Here is an 18,829-nt window from a genome sequence, read left to right as displayed (position 1 = left end):
TGGGGGGTGGGGGGATCGGCCGGCGCGGCATCTCAGACCGGGGTGCGGTCGAGTGCGGGGAGCACCGCGTGCGGCTCGCCGGCGACGGGCGCCGGTGGCAGGGTGAACCAGATGCGGGCGCCACCGCGGTACCGCGGGTCGGCGCCGATGGCCCCGCCCATGCGCTGCACCATGCGACGGCAGATGGGCAGGCCGAGACCGTTCCCCGGGTACGCCTCCGGGTGTGCCCGGTGCAGCTCCTCGAAGATGGCCTCGTGCTGGCCGTCCTGGATCCCGATCCCCTGGTCGGTGATCTCGATCCGGACCATGTCGTCCTCGAGCGCCCGCGCGGAGACGTGCACCCGGGCGGCCTCGCCCAGCGGCACGTACTTGATCGCGTTGCCGAGCAGGTTCTCGAGCACCCGCCGCACCATGCCGTGGTCGCCGTGGACGGCGGGCAGGGTGTCGCGGGTGATCAGGGGCACCGGGCGAGTAAGGCCGATGGCGTCCGCGGCCAGGTCGTCGACCAGCGCGGACAGGTCGATCGGGGCCAGGCGCAGGGTGCTGTCGCTGGTCGCCGAGTAGGCGAGCACGTCGTCGATGAGCCGCCGCATCCGGTCGGCGCTGCGGTTGATCTCGGAGACGAACTCGTCGTACCCGGCCGGGCGGGGGAACCCGAAGTCGAGGTGCTCCAGCAGCTGCGCGTACCCGAGGATGCCGGCGAGCGGCGCCTTCAGGTCGTGGCTGACATCGCGCGCGAAGGTCCGCAGCTCCGACACCGACCGGCCCAGCCCGTCCATCGCGGCCTGGAGTTGCGCGTTGTGGCGGCGCTCCTGCTCCAGCTCGGCACGGAGACCGGCGAGCTCGATGTTGACGGTTTCGGACACCGTGTGCCTTTCCTGGTGGCGGGTCATCGGGCCATCACCCGGGCGGGGTCGTCGTCGGTCTGGATGCGGGAGATCAGCCGGCCGACGGCGTCACCGGTGGTGTCGCCGGCGCCGGGCGGCGCGGTAGCCGCGGGATGGAGGTACGGCGCCAGCGCGGCCCGCAGCTCGGGCAGTGTGATCGGCTTGCTGAGCCGCCCGTTCATGCCGGCGGCCAGGCAGCGGTCCCGGTCGGCCGGAGCGGTCGCGGTCAGAGCCAGGATCGGGGTACGGCATCCGGCCGCCCGGATCAGCCGGGTCGCCTCCAGCCCGTCGGTGCGCGGCATCTGGACATCCATCAGCACCACGTCGTACTCGGGGCCGGCGAGAGCCGCCCGGGCCGCCTCCTCGCCGTCGACGACGGTGTCGCAGGTGACGCCCATCAGCTCGATCATGCGGCGGAAGACGGTGCGGTTGACCTCGTTGTCCTCGGCGAGCAGGACCCGGCCACCGGACAGCGGCGGAACCGTGACCGGAGCGCCGCGAACCCCGGTGCGCTCCTGGTTCAGGGCGGCCACCACGCGGTTGAGGACGAGCGGGGCGGTCAGCACGCCGGGACGCCGGACCACGCCGGTCCGCGGATCGGTGCTGGAGATCATCAGGCCCTGGCCGTCCGGCCCGACCGCCCGGCCGACCGTGTCGGCGCGGTGCGCGGCCTCGGCGTCGTGCGAGTCGTCGCACCACACCACCGTGTCGATCTCCGCCATCGGCCGGATCACCTCGGCGAACTTCGCCGCCACCGGTTCGGCGCCGGCCCCGGCCAGCAGCCAGGACAACGCGCGGGTGGACTGGGCGGTGGGCGCGACCACGGCGATCCGGCGGCGCGCCAGCGGGCGGGGCTCGGCCTCGACCGGCGCCGGCGCGGCCAGCAGCGGCAGCCGGATCCGGAACAGCGCGCCCGCGCCGGGCGCCGACTCCACCTCGATGTCGCCGCCCATCCGGGCGATCAGCCGGGACGCGAGCGCCAGCCCGAGCCCGGCGCCCTCGTGGCGGCGGGCGCTGGACGAGTCGGCCTGGGTGAACGGCTGGAAGATGCGGGCCCGCTGCGGCTCGGTGATGCCGGGGCCGGTGTCCGACACCGTCATCAGCCAGGTCCCGTCGCCGGACGCCTCGGCCAGCACCACGACCTCGCCGGCGCTGGTGAACTTGACGGCGTTGCCGACCACCGCGTCGAGCACCTGCCGCAACCGGCGGGAGTCGCCCATCACCACCGGCGGCAGGTCCGGCGCGGGAGCGGTGAGCAGCAGGATGCCCTTGCTGCGCGACTCCCGCTGCAGCGGCTCGACCACGCCCTCCAGCAGCGCACGGACGGTCACCGGCTCGTGCGCCAGGCGCAGCCGCCCGGTCTCCAGCTTGCCCAGGTCGAGCAGGTTGTCGGTGAGCGTCTCCAGAGCCCGCGCGGAGAAGTAGACGTTGTCCACGATCTCGCGGACGCCCTGCTCCAGCGTCTGCGCGCGGAGCAGCTCGACCGCCGCCACGACGGTGGTCACCGGGGTGCGCGCCTCGTGGCTCAGCAGCGCGAGGAACTCGGCCCGGTTGTCCGGCCCGGCCTCCTCGGCGAGGACCGTGATCAGGCACTGCCGTTCGCCGTCACCGGCGTCCAGAGCGCTCACCTGCCACGTGCGCTCGGTGGACTCGTCACAACCGCAGCGCAGCCGGGCCGGCGGGCCGGTGGGCGTCATGTGCCACACCGCCTCGAGCACGCCGCGATGCCCGCCGCACGGGCCGGGCGCGGCGCTGAGGAACCCGCCCTCGGCCGGATAGAGCTCCGCGTCGCGGCCGGGTACCGCCCATCGCTCGTTGGCGACGAGCACACGACCGTCGAGGTCCAGGATCGCCGCCGGTGCGGGGATCGCCTCGATGAGGGTGCGCGCTGCATATCCCATGCCAGACCTTTCGCGTGGGAGCGAGCCGGGCGGGGGAGGCCCGGGCCTTCATGCTGTGCTCCCTCGGGAGCGGGGCGAGGTTGCGTCGTGGTGCGGATCGGTTTCCGGCGACGCTCCCCTGGACCGGGGCGCGGGGCGGGCGTGGTGCTGATCGGTTTCAGGCTGGGCCCCTCGGGGAGCGGAATCGGGTGGGTTCGGGGTGCGAATCGGTTTCAGGCGGCGTGCCGGCTGCGGTAGCCGCTCGGCGCGACGTCGGTGGCGGCGGCGCGGGTGCGGCGGCGCAGCCACAGGCCCAGCGGCAGGGCGGCGAGCGCGACCGCGCCGAGGGCCCAGGGGAGCAGGTCGACCGGGCCGCGCGCGGCGGCCCGCGGCGGGATCGCCGAGATCAGGATGCGGGAGGTGCCGGAGACCGAGCGGCCGGCCAGCACGATGCTGGCGCCGGACATCCCGGCCCCGAGCAGCGTCTCCGGCACGCTGACCTCGATGCGGCCGTTGTCGTCGCCGCGGGTCTGCTGGATCGGGTTGCTGCCGAGCCGCACCTCCACCAGGTCGCGGGCGCGGTAGCCGACCCCGGTGACCTGCAGGCGGTTGCCGTCCTCGGCCCAGGTGAGCACCAGGCGGTCGCTGCTCGCCGCGGCGCCGGCCGGCTTCGCGTCGAGCGTCAGCGCCGTGCCGCAGATCGCCAGGACGATCATCAGGACGGTGACGGCACGGCGGGCGGCGGAGGCGGTGAGGAACGACATGAGAGGAGCTTGCGGTACGGGCCACCGCCTGCGGAACGCCGACGAGCGAACCATGAACGCCTCCTGAGCAGCCCTTGAGCTTGCCGCCGAGCCGGTTACGCAGTGGCAGCGAACGGTGTCTCAGCGCACCCGGGGCGCCTGTGTCCCGGCCACCGGCTCAGCCCGGCCGGGAACACGCCGATCGGTATCTCGAGGGCAGATGTCCGGAGGTTCGCCGTGGCGCTCGATCTTGCCCCGCCGGTGGTTCAGGACCGGGCGGAGCCTTCGCCGGATCCGGTGCGGCCCGTGCGCCGGGAGACCTCCCGGCACCGTCGCCGACGCCGTGACCTGCGGACCCGGGCCGAACAGCTGTGGCGTCCGGCGATCGCCGGGGCGGTCGTGCTGTTCGCCGCGAGTGGACCGGCGCACGCGTTCGGCCGTACCACCGTGGTCTTCTGGATGATCCTGATCGGTCTCGTCCTCGCCGCGGTGGCGGTGCCGCTCGGACTGCTCGCGCTCCGTGGCCGGACCCGGCCGATGCGGGATCTGCCGCGCCGCGCGGCGCTGATCGCCGCCCGGCCGTATCTGGTCGTGCTGGCGCTCGACGTGCTGATCGTCAGCCGCTGGTTCCGGACCGGGACGTTCATCGCCGGCGGCGACATGGGCGCGTTCATCCGCCGCGGCTGGGAACCGGAGATGACCTGGTCGTGGAACCACCAGATCACCGGGGCCGGCTCGGCCGCCTACACGATGGCCCGGGCGTTCGAGTTCGTCCTGATCCGGCTCTGCCGGCTGGTGGGACTCACCGAGTACTCCGCCCAGTGGCTGTACTACACGTGCATCTACGGCCTGGTCGGGTTCGGGGTGGCGTATCTGGCCGGCGCGTTCGTGCGCAGTCAGGCCGGCATCGTGGTGGCCGGCGCGTTCGGCATGCTCAACGGGTTCTTCCTGACCCGGCTGCCGAACCCGCTCAACGTCATCTCGGTGGGCTCGGTCGCGCTGATCACCGGCGTGGCGATGCGGGTCGCTCTGGGCCGCCGGGTGCCGGCCCCGATCGCCGGGTTCGCGCTGATGCCCACGTCGTTCCTCAGCTTCAATCCGCCGATGCTGGTGGTCGCCTACGCCTGGGCGGTCGGCGGCACCCCGCTGCTGGCCGCGCTCCTGCTCGGCCGCCGGGCCGCCTGGCGGCTGCTGAAGTGGTTCGTCGCGGCGATGCCGTGGGCGATCGGCCTGAACGCGTGGTGGCTGGTCCCGCTGGCGCAGAGCTTCACCGGCGGCGGCGGGGCGACCGCGAACGCCACCTTCACCGACCCGACGAACTGGTCGTGGTCGCAGGTGAACAACATCCCGCCGAACATCCTGACGATGGTGGCCAACTGGGCCTGGTTCCTGCCCCAGTACCTGCCGTTCGCCACCGATCTGGACCAGCCGTGGTGGATCTGGGTGCGCTACCTGCTGCCGGCCCTGGTCTTCGTGGCCCCGCTGGCCGCGTCCCGGCGGCTGCGGCGGGTCACGCTGGGCCTGCTCGTGATGATCCTGGTGTTCGTGTTCCTGGCCAAGGGGCTGCGCCCGCCCCTCGCCCCGATCAACATGTTCCTGTACCTGCACGCCCCCGGCTTCTGGCTGTTCCGGGAGCCGATGAGCAAACTCGGCCAGCTGCTCGTCTCGTTCTTCGGGGTGATGCTCGCCGCCACGGTCGAGGGGCTGCTGTTGCGGCTGCGGCGGCTGCCGAGGCGCCGACGACCCTACGGCCGGGCCGTCGCGGCGGTCCCGGTCGTGCTGGCGCTGGCCTACCCGTACCCGCTCTACACCGGCGGGGTGATGCCCGACGAACGGCCCACCCAGCCCTCGATGCACGTCCGGGTGGCGCAGGAGTGGTGGGACGTGGCCGAGCACATCGACGCCGACCCGCGCCCCGGCAAGGTCTTCGTGCTGCCCCTGGACGACTACTACCAGATGCCGACGACCTGGGGTTTCTTCGGCGCGGACAGCATCGCGAACCTGCTGATCAAGCATCCCGTGGTGCAGCCCAAGCCGGACGGCTACTTCGGCGACGTGCCCGGCTTCGCGGCCGCGCTGCGCCTGGTCGAGGCCGCGCTGCTGGCCGGCGACCTGGAGCCGGTGCCGCGTCTGCTGCACTCGATCGGGGCGAGCCGGGTGATCGTCCGGCACGACCTGGTCCACGGCCTGCCCAACCGCTACTTCGCCGACGACGCGGTGCTGGCCGCCGCGATGGCCCGGGTACCCGGCGCCACCCTGGAGGTGGACGGCCTGCTGCAGGTGTGGCGGGTCGGCGACGGCTCCAGCCAGACCGTCCGCACGTACGACCGGGTGCTCGACGCCCCGGCCCGGCCGGACGCGGGCGCGGCGGTGCTCGGCACGGTCGGCCCGTCCACCGCGATCGCGGCCCGCCCGGACACCACGGCGGTGGCCACCAGCCCGCAGGTCGACGACACCGCCGCGGTCACGCCGGACATCGTGCACTGGCCGGTCCCGGCGGTCGACGAGGGCTCGCCGAGCACGACGGTCGACGTGCCGGCCGGCCGGTACACGGTGGCCCAGCGGGCCCGCGCCGCGCCGGCGCTGATCCCGCGCGTCCACGACGGCGAGCTGCTGCTGGAGGACCGGACCGTGGTGAAGGTCGACGGGCGGGCGGTGTCCCGGCGGCCCCCGGTGAAGGTGCCGCTGCCCGCCGACCGGGAGATCCTGGCGATCAAACCGGCCGGAACCCGCCGGGTGGTGTCCCTGGACGTCGACAAGCCGGCCCCGGTGCCGGTCGGCGCGGCCACCCGGCTCACCCTGCTCGCCGCCGACCCGACCCCGGCGAAGGTGAGCGGGTTCAGCAAGGTCTTCGACTGCAACAACTACGAGCCACGGCCGTGGCGCGAGCTGGGCCTGTCCGCCAAGATGACCGAGACGAAGAAGCACGGCACGTCGGTCCGGCTGCAGGCCTCCGACCACGCGGCGTGCACCCGGGTCATCGTCAGCAAGGCGCCGCCCGGCCAGATCTACCGCGTCCGCCTGCAGTACCGGCACGTCTCCGGGCCCCGGCCGCAGATCTGCCTGTGGCAGTCCGGCGCCGCCGGGTGTGAGCTGTCCTCCCGGCCCGCCCTCAGCGACGAGTGGACGCCGTACGAGGGCGTGGTGACCATGGACGCCGGCGGCCTGCTCCAGATCATCCTGCACGCCGACGTGGGCCGCCGGCTCTCCTCGCCGACCGTGGTGGAGTACCGGGGAGTCCAGGTGCAGGCGCTGGAGGAGGTGGGCAGCCACGAGGTGTGGCCGCCGGTGGTGCCGGAGACCACCGTCGAGCTGACCGCCGGCCGGCACGAGCTGCGGGTCGACGGCGGGCTGTCCGGCTCGATCCTGACCTCGTTCGAGCCCCTGGAGGACTGCTACCGCTACGACGACCAGACGGCCGACCAGGCCGGGCTGGCCGCCGAGTCGGCAGTCGGCGGGGACGGCGAGACGACGTACACGCTCAAGGCGGTCAGCCACCTGGCCTGCATCGGCGCGAGCGCGATCGACTTCGGCGGGGCGTCGCTGTACGAGCTGTCGATGGAGGCTCGCAGCGTCGCCCTGCGCAACCCCAAGTTCTGCCTCTACCTGCGCGGGCCCGACCTGTGCCGCAAGCTGCCGACGGTCGCGGTGTACAAGGGCTGGACGCCGTACGAGGCGCTCATCCCGCCCGACCCGAACACCGTCGAGGCCCGCCTCTACCTGTACGGGCTCCGCGACCTGGAGGGCAGACAGCAGTCGCAGGTGGAGTACCGGGGCGTACGGATCCGGCCGGTCGCCTCGACCTCGGCGGTCGTCCTGATCCGGCAGGCCGCACCCGGCCCCGAGTCCGTGGTGGACTGGGAGCGGGAGAACCCGGCACAGTTCTCCGGCACGGTCACCGGGTCCGGCCCGACCGTGCTGGCCCTGGCCGAGAGCGCCGCGCCGGGCTGGCAGCTGAGCGGCATCGCCGGGGCGCAGAAGGTGACGCTGCAGGGCTGGATGGCCGGCTGGACGCTGCCGGCCGCCGGTGACTTCACCCTCGGCTACGCCCCGTCGCGCATCGCCCGGGCCGCCTTCTACCTGCTGCCGGTCACCGTGGCGCTGTCGGCCGGCTTCATGTACGCGGTGCGCCTGCCCCCGGGCCGCCCCGGCGACTGGGCCGTCCGGCACCGCCGGCGCCGACGCCGGCCCGCGTGGTTCCGGCTGCCCCCGTTGCCCCGGCTGCCCTCGTTGCCCCGGTTGCCGCCGATGCCCCGGTGGCGCCGATGACCGGGATCGTCCGGCGGCTGCTCGGCGCGCGGTCCCGGCGGCGGATGCGCTGGGCCCGCCGGCACCTGGTCCTCTGGACGTCGGCGGCGCTCGTCGTGGCGCTGGTGGCGGTGCTGCTGTGGCCGGCCGGCCGGCGGTTCATCATCGCCCCGTCGGTGGTCACCGTGGTGGCCGCCGGCGACATGGCGTGTGACCCGGCCGACCCGGACCTGAAACCGCCCGGCGAGCCACCCGGCGACCGCTGCCGCCAGCAGTCGGTCTCCGACATCGCGGTCGCCCTCGACCCGGACTACCTGCTGGCGCTCGGCGACGTCCAGTACGAGGTGCCGACCGGCGAGGCGTTCCGCACCGTCTACGGCCCGTCGTTCGGCCGCCTGCGGGACCGTACCGTGCCGGTCTTCGGCAACCAGGAGTACAAGGTGCAGGACGCGTCGTCGTTCACCGCGTACTTCGGCGAGCGGGTCCGCGACCCGCGCGGCTTCTGGTCCGAGGAGATCGGCCAGTGGCATCTGGTGGTGCTCAACTCCAACTGCTCCGGGGTGGCCGGCGGCTGCGGGTACGGCTCGCCGCAGCAGGCGTGGCTGGCCGCCGACCTGGCCGCCACCGGCGACCGCTGCGTGATCGCCGCCTGGCACCATCCGCGCTGGTCGAGTGGGATCGGCGGCTCCGACGAGCGGACCGCCGACCTGTTCCGGACCCTCTACGAGCACCAGGTGGAGCTGGTGCTCTCCGGGCACGACGCGCACTACGAGCGGTTCGACCCGATGAACCCCGAGGGGCGCCCCGACGACAAGGGGGTACGGCAGTTCGTCGTCGGCACCGGCGGGCAGGCGCACTACCGTCCCGAACTGCCGCCCGCACCCGGCGCCGTGAAGGGCGACTACGCCGACTACGACCACCACGGCGTGCTCAAGCTGACGTTGCGCCCGGACTCCTACCGGTGGGCGTTCCATCCGCTGGAGGCCGAGGACACCGTCGAGGACGTGGGCGAGGCCCCCTGCGTCTGACCGGTCAGGCCGCCACCCGCATCGGGCCGCGCGGCACCCGGGCGTGCTGCCGGACGGCGGCCAGCAGGGTGTCGGCGACGGTGTCCCACGAGTGCGCGCCACCGTAGGGCAGCGGCGCGGGCGGCTGCCGCTGCCAGCCGGGCAGCAGCTCGGCCAGCCGGGCCGCCATCGCCTCCGGCCGGGCCGGGACGACCACTCCGCCGGCCGCCGTCGTCGAGTCCCGCAGGCCCGGCACGTCGTAGGCGACGGTCGGGGTGCCGAGCGCCGCCGCCTCGGTGACGACCAGGCCCCAGCCCTCCCGGACGCTGGCCGCCAGATGGACGTGCGCCCGGGCCATCAGGTCGTGCTTCTCCGCCTCGGTGACCCGGCCGTGGAAGGTGACGTGCGCGGGCGCGGTCGCGGCGAGCCGGTCCAGCAGCGGGCCGCCGCCGACCATCCACAGGCGCAGGCCGGGGATCCGCTCAGCCGCCAGCCCGACCGCCCGGATCACGTCGCCGGGCCGCTTGTAGCTGACCATCCGGCCGCAGAACACGGCTGTCGGCTGCTCCTCCTTGACCGGTCGGGGCAGCGGGTTCGGCGGCTCGTAGCCCTCCGGCACCACCGTCACGTCGTACGCCCCGAAGCGGGCCAGCGCGTCCCGGGTCGACGCCGACACCGCCAGGATCGGGCTGCCGCCGAGCCGCCGCAGCCAGTTCGGCTCCAGCCGGTGCCGGCCCAGGTGGGCCAGGATCGGCGGGGCGTTGATGTGCCAGATCTCCTCGCAGGTCTGGTGGACCAGGGCGATGGTCCGGGCGCCGTCGTCGACCCACTCGTGCGCCTGGAAGGGCACCGTGTTCGTCTCGTCGATCACCACGTCGAAGCGGCCCCGCCCGTGCCGCTGCCACCAGCGGCGGGCTTCCCGGTAGACGGTGAACCGGCTGCCGGCGCGGATCACCCGGTAGCCGTCGCGCAGTTCGTCCGCGGGCCGGCCGGCCACCGCGGCGGCGAAGAGGGTGACCTGATGGCCGGCCGCCGCCCAGCGTCGCAGCACCTGCTCGGTGTAGACCTCGGCCCCGCCGGCCGCGGGGTGGCTCAGGTCTCGCCAGTTCAGGATCAGGATGCGCATCGGTCCTCCCGGGTCCGCCGCCCAACGCGGCGATGACCAGGAAGATCGGCCACCGGGGGCCCGGCTTGAGAACGTTGCCGGATATCGGCCCCGGAGGCTCGGAAGAGCGGCAATAGTGGAGCAAATGACCGAGGACCGCCGAAGCCGGGCTGGGCGGCGTCGGCGGCGTGCCTACCCGGCTGTGGCCGGCTCCCGCGTCCTGACGGCGGAGTCGGTGCTCCTCGGCCTGATCGCCGGCCTGCTGGTGGTGGCGCCGTGGACACGCCCCGGCTATCTGCTGCTGCTCGACTGGGTGTCCGGACCGCACCAGGCGCTGACCCCCGGTCTGTACGGGCTCGACCCGGCGGCGCTCGACGCCCTGCCGTACCGGCTGGCCACCCACGGGATCCGGCGGCTGGTCGGCTCCGGCGCGACCAGCTGGCTGATGATCCTGGCCTACTTCCCGATCGTCGCGGGCGGGGTCTCGATGCTGGCCGGCGGCTCCCGGTGGCGGCGGCACCCGGCCGCGCTGTTCGCCTGTCTCAACCCGTTCGTGGTCGAGCGGATCCAGGCCGGGCACGTGCCGTTCCTGCTGGCGGTGGCGTTGCTCGCGCCGATGGCGGCGTCCGCGGTGCACGCCCGGCGTGAGGGCCGGTGGATCGCGGTCCGCCCGGCCGGCTGGTACGCGCTGGCCATCTCGGTCGGCGCGCACGCGGCGTGGCTCGGCGCGACGGTGCTGGTCGCGGTCGCCCTGCTGCCCCGGCCACGGTGGCGCGACGCGGTCCGCACGGTGACCGTCATCCTGTCGGCCGGATGCGTCTACGCGTACGCCGCGGTCGTCGTGGCCAACGCGATCCTCACCGTCCGGGTCGGTGACCAGGACCTGGACGTGTACTCGACGTACCCGGGCTCGGCCGGTCTCGCCACGGCGGTGATCACCCTGCGCGGCTTCTGGCGGGGCGCGTCGGACAGCAGCCCGGAGGCCGCGCTGAGCCTGGCGCCGGGCATCGTGCTGGTGGTGGCCGCGGTGCTGGGTCTGGGCCGGATGTGCCGGCGGGACCCGCTCACCGGCGTGCCACTGGCCGCCGTCACCGTCGTGGGCATGCTGCTCGGTGCGGGGGTCGACGGCCCGCTCGGCACCGTCTACCGGATCGCCTTCGAGGTCCTCCCGCTCTTCGAGGCCATGCGGGAACAGCAGAAATGGGTGGCGCTGGCGATGCTCGGGTACGCCGTGGGCATCGGCGCCACGGTGGAGGCGGTGATGACGAGCCTGCGGCCGAGCCGTTCGCTGGCCCTGCAGGCGGTGGCGATCACCTCCGCGCCCGCGCTGATCGGCATGTACATCTCGCTCGGCGCCTCGCTGGTCTGGGGGCTCGGCGGCAGTGTCCGGGTGAGCCACTATCCGGCCGCCTGGTATGCCGCCGACCGGGCGATGGGCGCCGGGGACGAGTCGGTGCTGTTCCTGCCCTGGCACCAGTACCAGCCGTTCGCGTTCACCGCCACGCGCAGTGTCGCCACGCCGGCCGGGGCGTTCTTCCGCCGGCCGGTGCTCAGCAGTGACGCCACCGAGCTGGGCAAGGTGCGGTCCAACTCGAACTCACGCCGGATGGCCTATCTGGACCAGTTGATCGCGAAGGGCGGCGGTGGCCAGTTCGGGCAGTTGATCGCGCCGCTCGGCGTCCGGTACGTCGCGCTGGCCCGGGACCAGGAGAGCGACGTCTACGCCTGGCTGGGCAGACAGCGGGACCTGACGCCGGTGCTGCGTACGCCGGAGCTCGATCTCTACCGGGTCACGGTGGACGGAACGGGCCGGGTGGTGAGCGCGCGCGCCGGGGATGTCGAGGCCGCGCTGCGCTGGTCGGCGGAGGGTCGCCTGGGGACGGAGACGTTGCTCTCCGGAGCCGGCGACGGTCCGGTCCCCTCCACCTCGTCGGGCGGGATCAGCCGCGTCGGGGCCACCCAGTGGCAGGTCGCGGAGGGGAAGGCGGGATGGGTGGTGCTGCCCGAGGAGTGGTCGGCGAAATGGACGGCGGGTGACCAGGTCACCCGGCCCACCGTGGCGGGGACGGTGGCGGTCCGGGCCGGCTCCGGGGCCTTCACGGTGCGCTACACACCGTGGAAGTGGTTGCGGCTGGGTCTGGGGGTGTCGCTGGTCGCGCTGGCGGCGTTGCTGGTCACCGGGGTGATCGAGCACCGGCGGGAGTGGCTCAGACGGCGGCCTGACGGTAGTGGCCGGACAGGTGACGACGGTGGATCGTGACGGTGTCGCGCAGCGTGCGGACGATCGCGTTGGTGGTGACCGTGCTGCCGTTGAGACCGGTGCTGAGAATGACCGGGGCGGCGTGCATGTCAGCGATGCCGGCGGCCTTGGCGGCGACGAAGAACTCCAGGTCGAAGGCGAACCGCTGCTCCCGCAGGTGGGGGAGGAGCTGGGCCAGCGCGTCCCGGAGGATGATCTTGCAGCCGGTCTGGGTGTCCTTGACCTTGAGCAGGAAGAGCAGGGCGACCAGGGTGGAGTAGACGATCGAGATGAGCTTGCGCAGCTTCGAGGCGCCGCTGACCGAGGCGGCGTGCCGCTTGTCGGCGTAGACGGCGGCGTGGCCGCCACCGCGGGCCATCTTCAGGTAGGTGGCGAGGTGGTGCGGGGCGATGTCGCCGTCGGCGTCGATGAACCCGACCCAGGCGCCCTGCGCGGCGGCGAAACCCTGGTGCAGCGCGTTGCCCTTGCCCGAGTTCGTGCGGTTGTCGATCAGCCGTACGCCGGGGATGCCGTAGACGTGGTGCTGGGAACCGTCGGTGCTGCCGTCGTTGACCGCGATGATCTCGAAGCCGACGCCGGCGGCGGTCAGGGTGGCCGCGATGTCGCGGATCGTCCGGGCCACCACCGGGCCGCAGTTGTAGAAGGGGACGACGACGGTCAGGTCGATTCCCGCGGTGGCCGGGGCCCACAGGTTCGGCGTGGTGGCCGGCGCCAGGGTGGTGACAGCGGCGACGGTGGCGATGCGCTGGGCGGTGGCGGTTGCGTTCATGGCCCAAACGTTGGAGCCGCAACCTCAAGCCCTCCTCTAGCCCGAATCAGGCTTACGACAAGCCGCTGACCAGCGGGAATCCAGAGGTCGAGCTGAGCCGCGCTTGAGAAACGGCCCGCACAGTTCGAGCATGACTTCGCAGACGGCGGCCACGAGCCCGGCCACCATCGAGATCCTGCAGGCGGTCCTGCGCTCCGAGGCGATCGAGCCGATGTTCCAGCCTGTGATGCGCCTGTCCGACGGCGCTGTCATCGCCTACGAGGCGCTCGCCCGCTTCCACAAGGACACCTGCCTCAACCCGGACATCGCGTTCGCCGCCGCGAACGAGGCGGGTCTCGGGGTGGAGCTGGAACTGCTCGCCATGCGGCGCGCCTTCGCCTCGCTCGACCTGGTGCCGGAGGGCGCCTACCTGAGCACGAACCTGTCGGTGGAGGCGATCCTCGACCCGCGGGTGCAGGAGACGTTGCTGGCCCACGCGCACCGCCGGATCGCCGTCGAGCTCACCGAGCACACCCAGGTCTTCGACTACCCGGGGCTGGTGGCGATCACCGAGCAGCTCCGCGCGTACGGGATCCGGATCGCCGTGGACGACGCCGGCGCGGGTTTCGCCAGCCTCAGCCACATCCTGCAGCTGCGCCCGGACATCATCAAGCTGGACATCACGCTGACCAGCGGCATCGACATCGACCCGGTCCGGATGGCGCTGGCCCGCTGCCTGGCCGGCTTCGCCTCGGACATCGGCGCCATGCTGGTCGCCGAGGGCGTCGAGACCGAGGCCGAGCGGGAGAAGCTGCTGGAGCTGGGGATCCGTCTCGGCCAGGGCTACCTGCTGGGCCGCCCGGCCCCGCTTCCGCAGCGGGACCGGGCGATCTGAGTCAGGGCAGCCACTTCTCCCAGACGGTACGGTGCGCGTCCGCCCACTTCTTGGCGGCGTCGTCGGCCGACAGACCGTTCTGGGTCATGTCCCTGGCCACCTGGTTCTGGTCCGCGTTGGTCCACTGCCAGTTCTTGATGAAGGTCGCGGCCGGGTTGCCGGAGTCGACCCACGCCTTGCGTCCGATCTTGTCCAGGTCGTACGGCTGGTAGTCGCAGGCCACCTTCTCCGCCTCGGCGTCGCAGCCGGGCGTGTAGTTGGGCAGCGGGATGTGCACCAGCTTCACCTCCGACAGCAGCCACTGCGGCTCGTAGAAGTACCCGAGCAGGGGTGTCTTGTCCTCCTGCGCCTTGCGGAACGCCGCGATCAGTTTGTCCTCGCTGCCCGCGTACACCACGGTGTAGTTCAGCTTGAGGTTCTCGATCAGCGCGGCGTCGTTGGACACGAACGACGGGTCGCCCGCCAGGAACTGGCCCTTCGCCCCGGATTTCGCCGTCTTGAACAGGTCGGCGTAGTCGTTGAGGTTCTTCCAGTCGGTGATGTCCGGGTAGGTCTTCGCCATCCACGGCGGCACATACCAGCCGAGGACTCCCTTGTTGCCGGTCAGGCCCAGCTCGACGGCGACCTTCTGCCGGTCGATGTACTTCTTCTTGAGGTCGTCGTGGCCCCAGTTCTCCAGGATCACGTCGATGCTGCCGTCGTTGAGGCCGGCCCAGGAGGCGGTCTCGCTCAGCTCGACGGCCTCCACCTGGCAGCCCAGCTCCGACTCGAGCAGATAGCTGACCACGGCAACGTTCGCGGCGTACCCCGACCAGGGGTTGACCGCCACGGTGACGGTCCCGCACCGGCTGGTCTTCGGCACGCCGGGCGGCGGGCTGATCGCCGCCTCGCCGCTCGCGCAGCCGGCCAGCGCCACCAGCCCGATCGCCGCGATCAGCCGCGGCAGCAACCGGCTCACCACGCCGACGCCCGTTCCCGGCTGGCCCGCTTCGCCAGGACCTCCTCGGTGAGCGCCACCAGCACGCCCTTCACCGACTCGCGGTCGCGGGCGTCGCACTCCACCAGCGGCAGGCCGGCGCCGACGCCGAGGGCGTCGCGGACCTCCTCCAGGTGGAAACGCTGCCCGCCGCTGAAGCGGTTGATGCCGATGATGAACGGGATCTCGTGCTCCTCGAAGTAGTCGATGGCCGGGAACGAGTCCTCGATCCGCCGGGTGTCGACCAGGACGATGGCCCCGAGCGCGCCGTCGACCAGGTCGTCCCAGAGGAACGCGAAGCGGTCCTGACCGGGCGTGCCGAACAGGTAGAGCAGCAGCGCGTCGTCGAGGGTGATCCGGCCGAAGTCGAGGGCGACGGTCGTGGTGGTCTTGCCGGACACCGCGGAGGTGTCGTCGATGCCGATCGACCGCTCGGTCATCTCGGCCTCGGTGACCAGTGGCTCGATCTCGGAGATGGCACCCACGAACGTGGTCTTCCCGACGCCGAAACCACCGCTGATAACGATCTTGACAGCGACGGGGTGCGCTGCCGACGGCTCCCTAGAGCGCCCGGACACGGTCCCTGATCCTTTCGATCAAACTGGTGGAGAGCTCACCGACCGACTCCTGGACGGTCAGATAGCCCTGCGTGATCAGGTCGGCCACGATCACCCGGACCACGCCGAGCGGCGCACGCAACGCCACCGACAGGTCCGCGACCGACATCGGCGACTGCGCGAGCTCGACGATGCGCCGGGACTCGAAGCGCAACGGCGCCGACAGCGCGGCCGGGGCCGCGTGCAGCAACGTCTCGATCCGCAACCCGTCCTGCAGGGGCTGGGTCCGCCCGTTCGTGAGCATGAACGGGCGGATCACCGGGTCCTCGTCGGGGTCGGTCGAGTGCAGCCCGGAGGACGGCCGGTGGGAGCCGGCGTACGGGATCATCTCGGGCTCGGAGCCCCACGACGGGCCGGTCATCGCGGTAGGTGTTGCCGGGACTCTGCGATCAGGGCCGGGGTGAGCAGGTCGCCGAACCGGTCGGCGAGCAGTGAGATCTCGTAGCCGACCAGGCCCAGATCGCACTCGCTGCCGGCCACCACGCCGAGGACGCTGCCGCCGCGGATGACCGAGACCAGCAGGAAACCCCGATGCATCTCGATCATGATGAGCTTGAGGCCGTCGAAGTCGTACCGCCGGGAGGCGCTGCGGGCGAGACTGGCCAGGCTGGAGACGATGGCGGCCAGCTGGTCCGCCTCGGCCCGGTTCAGCCCGTCCGAGCTCGCGATCAGCAGGCCGTCGGAGGACACCGCGACGGCATCACGCACGCCGTCCGTCTGGTGCACGAAGTTGCCGAGCAGCCAATTGAATTGGTGCCGATCCGCCGACGTGTCTACGCTCATCATTCTTCTTTCCAGGTTGCTGCCAAGGGGCCATTTCGGGATAGCAGTCACGACAACCCCGCTGTTTCGGCACTGCCACGCTGGATGCCGCCACGCAGCGCGTTGAGCCGGTCCCGAACCGACTCGGGCGAGTCGTTGATCGGCCTCGACTTCTCCACGGTCGGCGCCGCGGTCTCGGTCTTGCGCGCCTGGCCGCCGCGCTGCGCTCGGGGGGTGCGCTTGCGCAGGCCGTTGGCGGTCCGTGGGGCCGTGTCGTCGGAGAGGGTGAAGCTTTCCATGGCCTCCAGCGCCGGTGGCGGCGGGGTCGCCGGCGTGGCGCGGGCGTCGTCCAGCACCACGTACTCGATCGCCGTCGACTGCAGCGGCCGGATCGGGGACGTCTCCATGGCGGCCAGGGGCGCCGGCATGACGACGGTGGGTGGCTCGATGGTCGCGGTGATCTGGCGGGCGGACGGCGACGACGCCGGCCGGGCCGCGGGCCGGGGCGGTGCGCCGACCGGCGGCGCGGTGGCCAGGATGTCGGCGGGCAGCGTGATGCGGGCCGTCACACCGGTCACCGGCGACGGCGTGAGCTGCACCTCGATGCCCATCTGCTGGGCCAGGCGGCCGACCACGTAGTGACCGAGGAACCGGGCCGGCGCGGTGATGAAGTCGCCCTCGCCGCGCAGACGCTCGTTGGCCCGCGCCATGTCGGCGGCGGTCATGCCGATGCCCTGGTCGCTGACGGCGATCAGATAGTTGTCGCCGATCCGGCGGCCGTGGATCTCCACGTCCACGTCGGGCGGGGAGAAGGCCAGGCCGTTCTCGATCAGCTCGGCCAGCATGTGCGCGATGCCGCTGACCGTCGAGCCGTTGACCAGGGTGTCGTCCACCCGGCGCAGCGTGACCCGGCGGTACTCCTCGACCTCGGAGACCGCGGCCCGGATCACGTCGGAGACCAGCAGCGGCTCGGACAGCTGCCGCGGGCTGGACGCGCCGACCAGGATCAGCAGGCTCTCCGCGTTCCGCCGCATGCGGGTGGCCAGGTGGTCGAGCTCGAAGAGGTTGGCCAGGCCGGTCGGGTTCGACTCCTCCCGCTCCAGCTTGGTGATGAAGCCGAGCTGACGGCGCAGCAGGTTCTGGTTGCGGCGGCCCAGGTTGGCCAGCGACTCGGCGGTGGTACGCCGCAGCACCGCCTGCTCGGTCGCCAGCTCGTACGCCGTGGCCTGGATCCGGTCGAACGCGTCGGCCACCAGCCGGACCTCGATGCTGGCGCCGCGCGGCACGAGCACCGGCAGCGGTGGCGCCGTGTCGTCCCCGGCCGACGCCCGCTGCACGGCTTCCGGCAGCTGCTGCACGGCCAGCCGGTTCGCCTCGCCGGCCAGCACGGTCAGCGGCCGGGCCACCGACCGCGACGCGACGGTGGCGAGCCAGATCGAGCCGGCCAGGCACAGCAGCACCGCGCCGAGCAGCACGCCCATCCGGACCGAGGCCTCGTCCTCCAGGATGTTGGCGCGGGCCGAGATGACCGAGCCGACGTGCCGTTCCAGCTGCAGCATGTCGTCCAGCAGCGTGGTGTGCGCCGACCACCACGCCTGCGGGTTGACCTGCAGGTATCGGCCGTCGCCGGAGAGCAGGGCGACCTGCTCGAAGTAGGCCGCCTCACGGGCCGGGCCGGTATCGAAGAGGTACTGCCGGGACGCCCGCTCGGTGTCGTTGGCGTAGCGGTCGAAGGACTTGAGCGCGGCGTCCTTCGTGGACCGCTGGGTGACGAACTGGAGGAACTCGCCCTGCTTGAAGCCGCCGGCCGAGAAGACGCCGTTGAGGAACGCGCGCTCCTGGGCGATGGCCTCCTTGGCGTCGCTGAGCGATCCGAGGGCGGCCGCGCCGCGGCGCAGCTCCTCGTCGCCGGTGCTGTCCAGGTCGAAGTCGAGGTTGCCGAGGTCGGCGATCCGTGCGGTGTAGAAGGAGAAGGTGGCGTCGCGCTTGCCGGAGCCGGTGTCGGTGCCGGCGCGGACACCGGTCAGACCGTCCAGCTGCCGGGCCGCGGCGGCCACCCGGTCCTCGACGTCGCCGCCGTCGGCGATCAGCAGCTCGAGCTGGCTGCGGCTCAGGTCGACCGCGTCCCGGGCGGGCAGCATCTCGTCGCGGAAACCCTCGTTGCCGCCGAGGTAACCGGCGGTCAGGCCACGCTCGGTCTGCAGGTCCTGGACCAGCTCCTGGACGGCGACGTTGATGGTCACGGCCCGGGCGGTGGCGGACGCCTCGCGGTAGTTGGCGACCTCGCCGACGGCCACGATCGTCAGCAGCACCAGGGTGGTCGCGACGGGCAGCGCCAGCGTACGGATCACCCGCCGGCGGATCGTGCCGCCGGTCCGGTGGCTCAGGACCTGCTTGTCACCTGCGTGGGCGCCGGGGGCCGGTGCGGTGTCACCGGCCGGCTCGGACAGCTCGGCGCCCTCGGCATGGACGGACAAGCGATCAGCTCCTCTGTCGACTGCCGGCATGGCCCCGTCCTGGCCGGCACGCGAGTCGATTCACGACAATGAATCGTTGAAGTTTGTTAAGCAAAGTGGATCGAAAGCAGCGCGAGGCGGCGCCCCCGGAGTCGGAAATCCGATCTTCCGTGATCGCCGGACAAGAATCTTCTTTTCCTTCTTGATGGTCAACACCGCGGACCGAAATTTACGATGGTGCAACC

Annotated in this window: 14 protein-coding genes; 4 read left to right on the top strand and 10 right to left on the bottom strand. The window is 72.5% G+C overall.

The features are described from left to right. Nucleotides 1-32: 32 nt before the first annotated feature. The 3 genes from BM290_RS00605 to BM290_RS00595 form a co-directional block, all read right to left on the bottom strand. Nucleotides 33-893, bottom strand: a complete 861-nt coding sequence (locus tag BM290_RS00605) for a sensor histidine kinase (protein ID WP_093608835.1) — start codon at nucleotides 891-893, stop codon at nucleotides 33-35. Next, on the bottom strand, nucleotides 890-2,788 hold the full coding sequence (locus BM290_RS00600) for an ATP-binding protein (RefSeq protein WP_093608833.1): 1,899 nt from the start codon (nucleotides 2,786-2,788) through the stop codon (nucleotides 890-892). Before BM290_RS00600 ends, BM290_RS00605 begins: the two co-directional genes overlap by 4 nt. A gap of 212 nt (nucleotides 2,789-3,000) precedes the next feature. Then, a complete protein-coding gene (locus tag BM290_RS00595) occupies nucleotides 3,001-3,531 on the bottom strand; it encodes a hypothetical protein (RefSeq protein WP_093608831.1) in 531 nt (176 codons plus the stop codon). Nucleotides 3,532-3,816: 285 nt separating this feature from the next. Between BM290_RS00595 and BM290_RS00585 the strand changes: the two genes are divergently transcribed. After that, a complete protein-coding gene (locus tag BM290_RS00585) occupies nucleotides 3,817-7,779 on the top strand; it encodes a hypothetical protein (protein WP_239143348.1) in 3,963 nt (1,320 codons plus the stop codon). Beyond that, nucleotides 7,776-8,786 carry a metallophosphoesterase family protein gene (locus BM290_RS00580; protein ID WP_093609802.1) on the top strand — a complete coding sequence of 337 codons (1,011 nt, stop codon included), beginning with the start codon at nucleotides 7,776-7,778 and terminating at the stop codon, nucleotides 8,784-8,786. The genes BM290_RS00585 and BM290_RS00580 overlap by 4 nt, the downstream gene beginning before the upstream one ends. Before the next feature lie 4 nt (nucleotides 8,787-8,790). On the opposite strand, the gene BM290_RS00575 is transcribed toward BM290_RS00580, so the two are convergent. Then, a complete protein-coding gene (locus BM290_RS00575; RefSeq protein WP_093608829.1) occupies nucleotides 8,791-9,891 on the bottom strand; it encodes a glycosyltransferase family 4 protein in 1,101 nt (366 codons plus the stop codon). Between the two features lie 124 nt (nucleotides 9,892-10,015). Between BM290_RS00575 and BM290_RS00570 the strand changes: the two genes are divergently transcribed. Continuing rightward, nucleotides 10,016-12,130 carry a hypothetical protein gene (locus BM290_RS00570; RefSeq protein WP_093608827.1) on the top strand — a complete coding sequence of 705 codons (2,115 nt, stop codon included), beginning with the start codon at nucleotides 10,016-10,018 and terminating at the stop codon, nucleotides 12,128-12,130. Here BM290_RS00570 and BM290_RS00565 read toward each other — a convergent pair. Further along, nucleotides 12,078-12,899, bottom strand: coding sequence for a glycosyltransferase family 2 protein (locus tag BM290_RS00565; protein WP_093608825.1), 822 nt, complete (start codon nucleotides 12,897-12,899; stop codon nucleotides 12,078-12,080). The two genes, BM290_RS00570 and BM290_RS00565, sit on opposite strands and share 53 nt — an antisense overlap. A 130-nt stretch (nucleotides 12,900-13,029) precedes the next feature. Here BM290_RS00565 and BM290_RS00560 point away from each other — a divergent pair, with 130 nt between their 5' ends. Then, a complete protein-coding gene (locus BM290_RS00560; RefSeq protein WP_093608823.1) occupies nucleotides 13,030-13,773 on the top strand; it encodes an EAL domain-containing protein in 744 nt (247 codons plus the stop codon). A gap of 1 nt (nucleotide 13,774) precedes the next feature. Here the strand turns inward: BM290_RS00560 and BM290_RS00555 are convergent, their stop codons facing one another. From BM290_RS00555 to BM290_RS00535, 5 genes are read right to left on the bottom strand one after another with little or no spacing between them, the layout of a single operon-like run. Beyond that, nucleotides 13,775-14,731, bottom strand: coding sequence for an ABC transporter substrate-binding protein (locus BM290_RS00555; protein WP_239143349.1), 957 nt, complete (start codon nucleotides 14,729-14,731; stop codon nucleotides 13,775-13,777). Further along, on the bottom strand, nucleotides 14,728-15,327 hold the full coding sequence (locus BM290_RS00550; protein ID WP_093608819.1) for a GTP-binding protein: 600 nt from the start codon (nucleotides 15,325-15,327) through the stop codon (nucleotides 14,728-14,730). Before BM290_RS00550 ends, BM290_RS00555 begins: the two co-directional genes overlap by 4 nt. Then, nucleotides 15,311-15,727, bottom strand: coding sequence for a DUF742 domain-containing protein (locus BM290_RS00545; protein ID WP_093608817.1), 417 nt, complete (start codon nucleotides 15,725-15,727; stop codon nucleotides 15,311-15,313). The genes BM290_RS00550 and BM290_RS00545 overlap by 17 nt, the downstream gene beginning before the upstream one ends. Beyond that, nucleotides 15,724-16,149, bottom strand: coding sequence for a roadblock/LC7 domain-containing protein (locus BM290_RS00540; protein WP_093609800.1), 426 nt, complete (start codon nucleotides 16,147-16,149; stop codon nucleotides 15,724-15,726). Before BM290_RS00540 ends, BM290_RS00545 begins: the two co-directional genes overlap by 4 nt. 47 nt (nucleotides 16,150-16,196) lie before the next feature. Next, nucleotides 16,197-18,605, bottom strand: a complete 2,409-nt coding sequence (locus tag BM290_RS00535; RefSeq protein ID WP_239143350.1) for a sensor histidine kinase — start codon at nucleotides 18,603-18,605, stop codon at nucleotides 16,197-16,199. Nucleotides 18,606-18,829: the final 224 nt, after the last annotated feature.

The organism is Actinoplanes philippinensis, from assembly GCF_900113015.1.
Lineage (GTDB): Bacteria > Actinomycetota > Actinomycetes > Mycobacteriales > Micromonosporaceae > Actinoplanes > Actinoplanes philippinensis.
The sequence above is the reverse complement of the archived record's forward strand: the minus strand, read 5'-3'. Positions and strand labels throughout refer to the sequence as shown.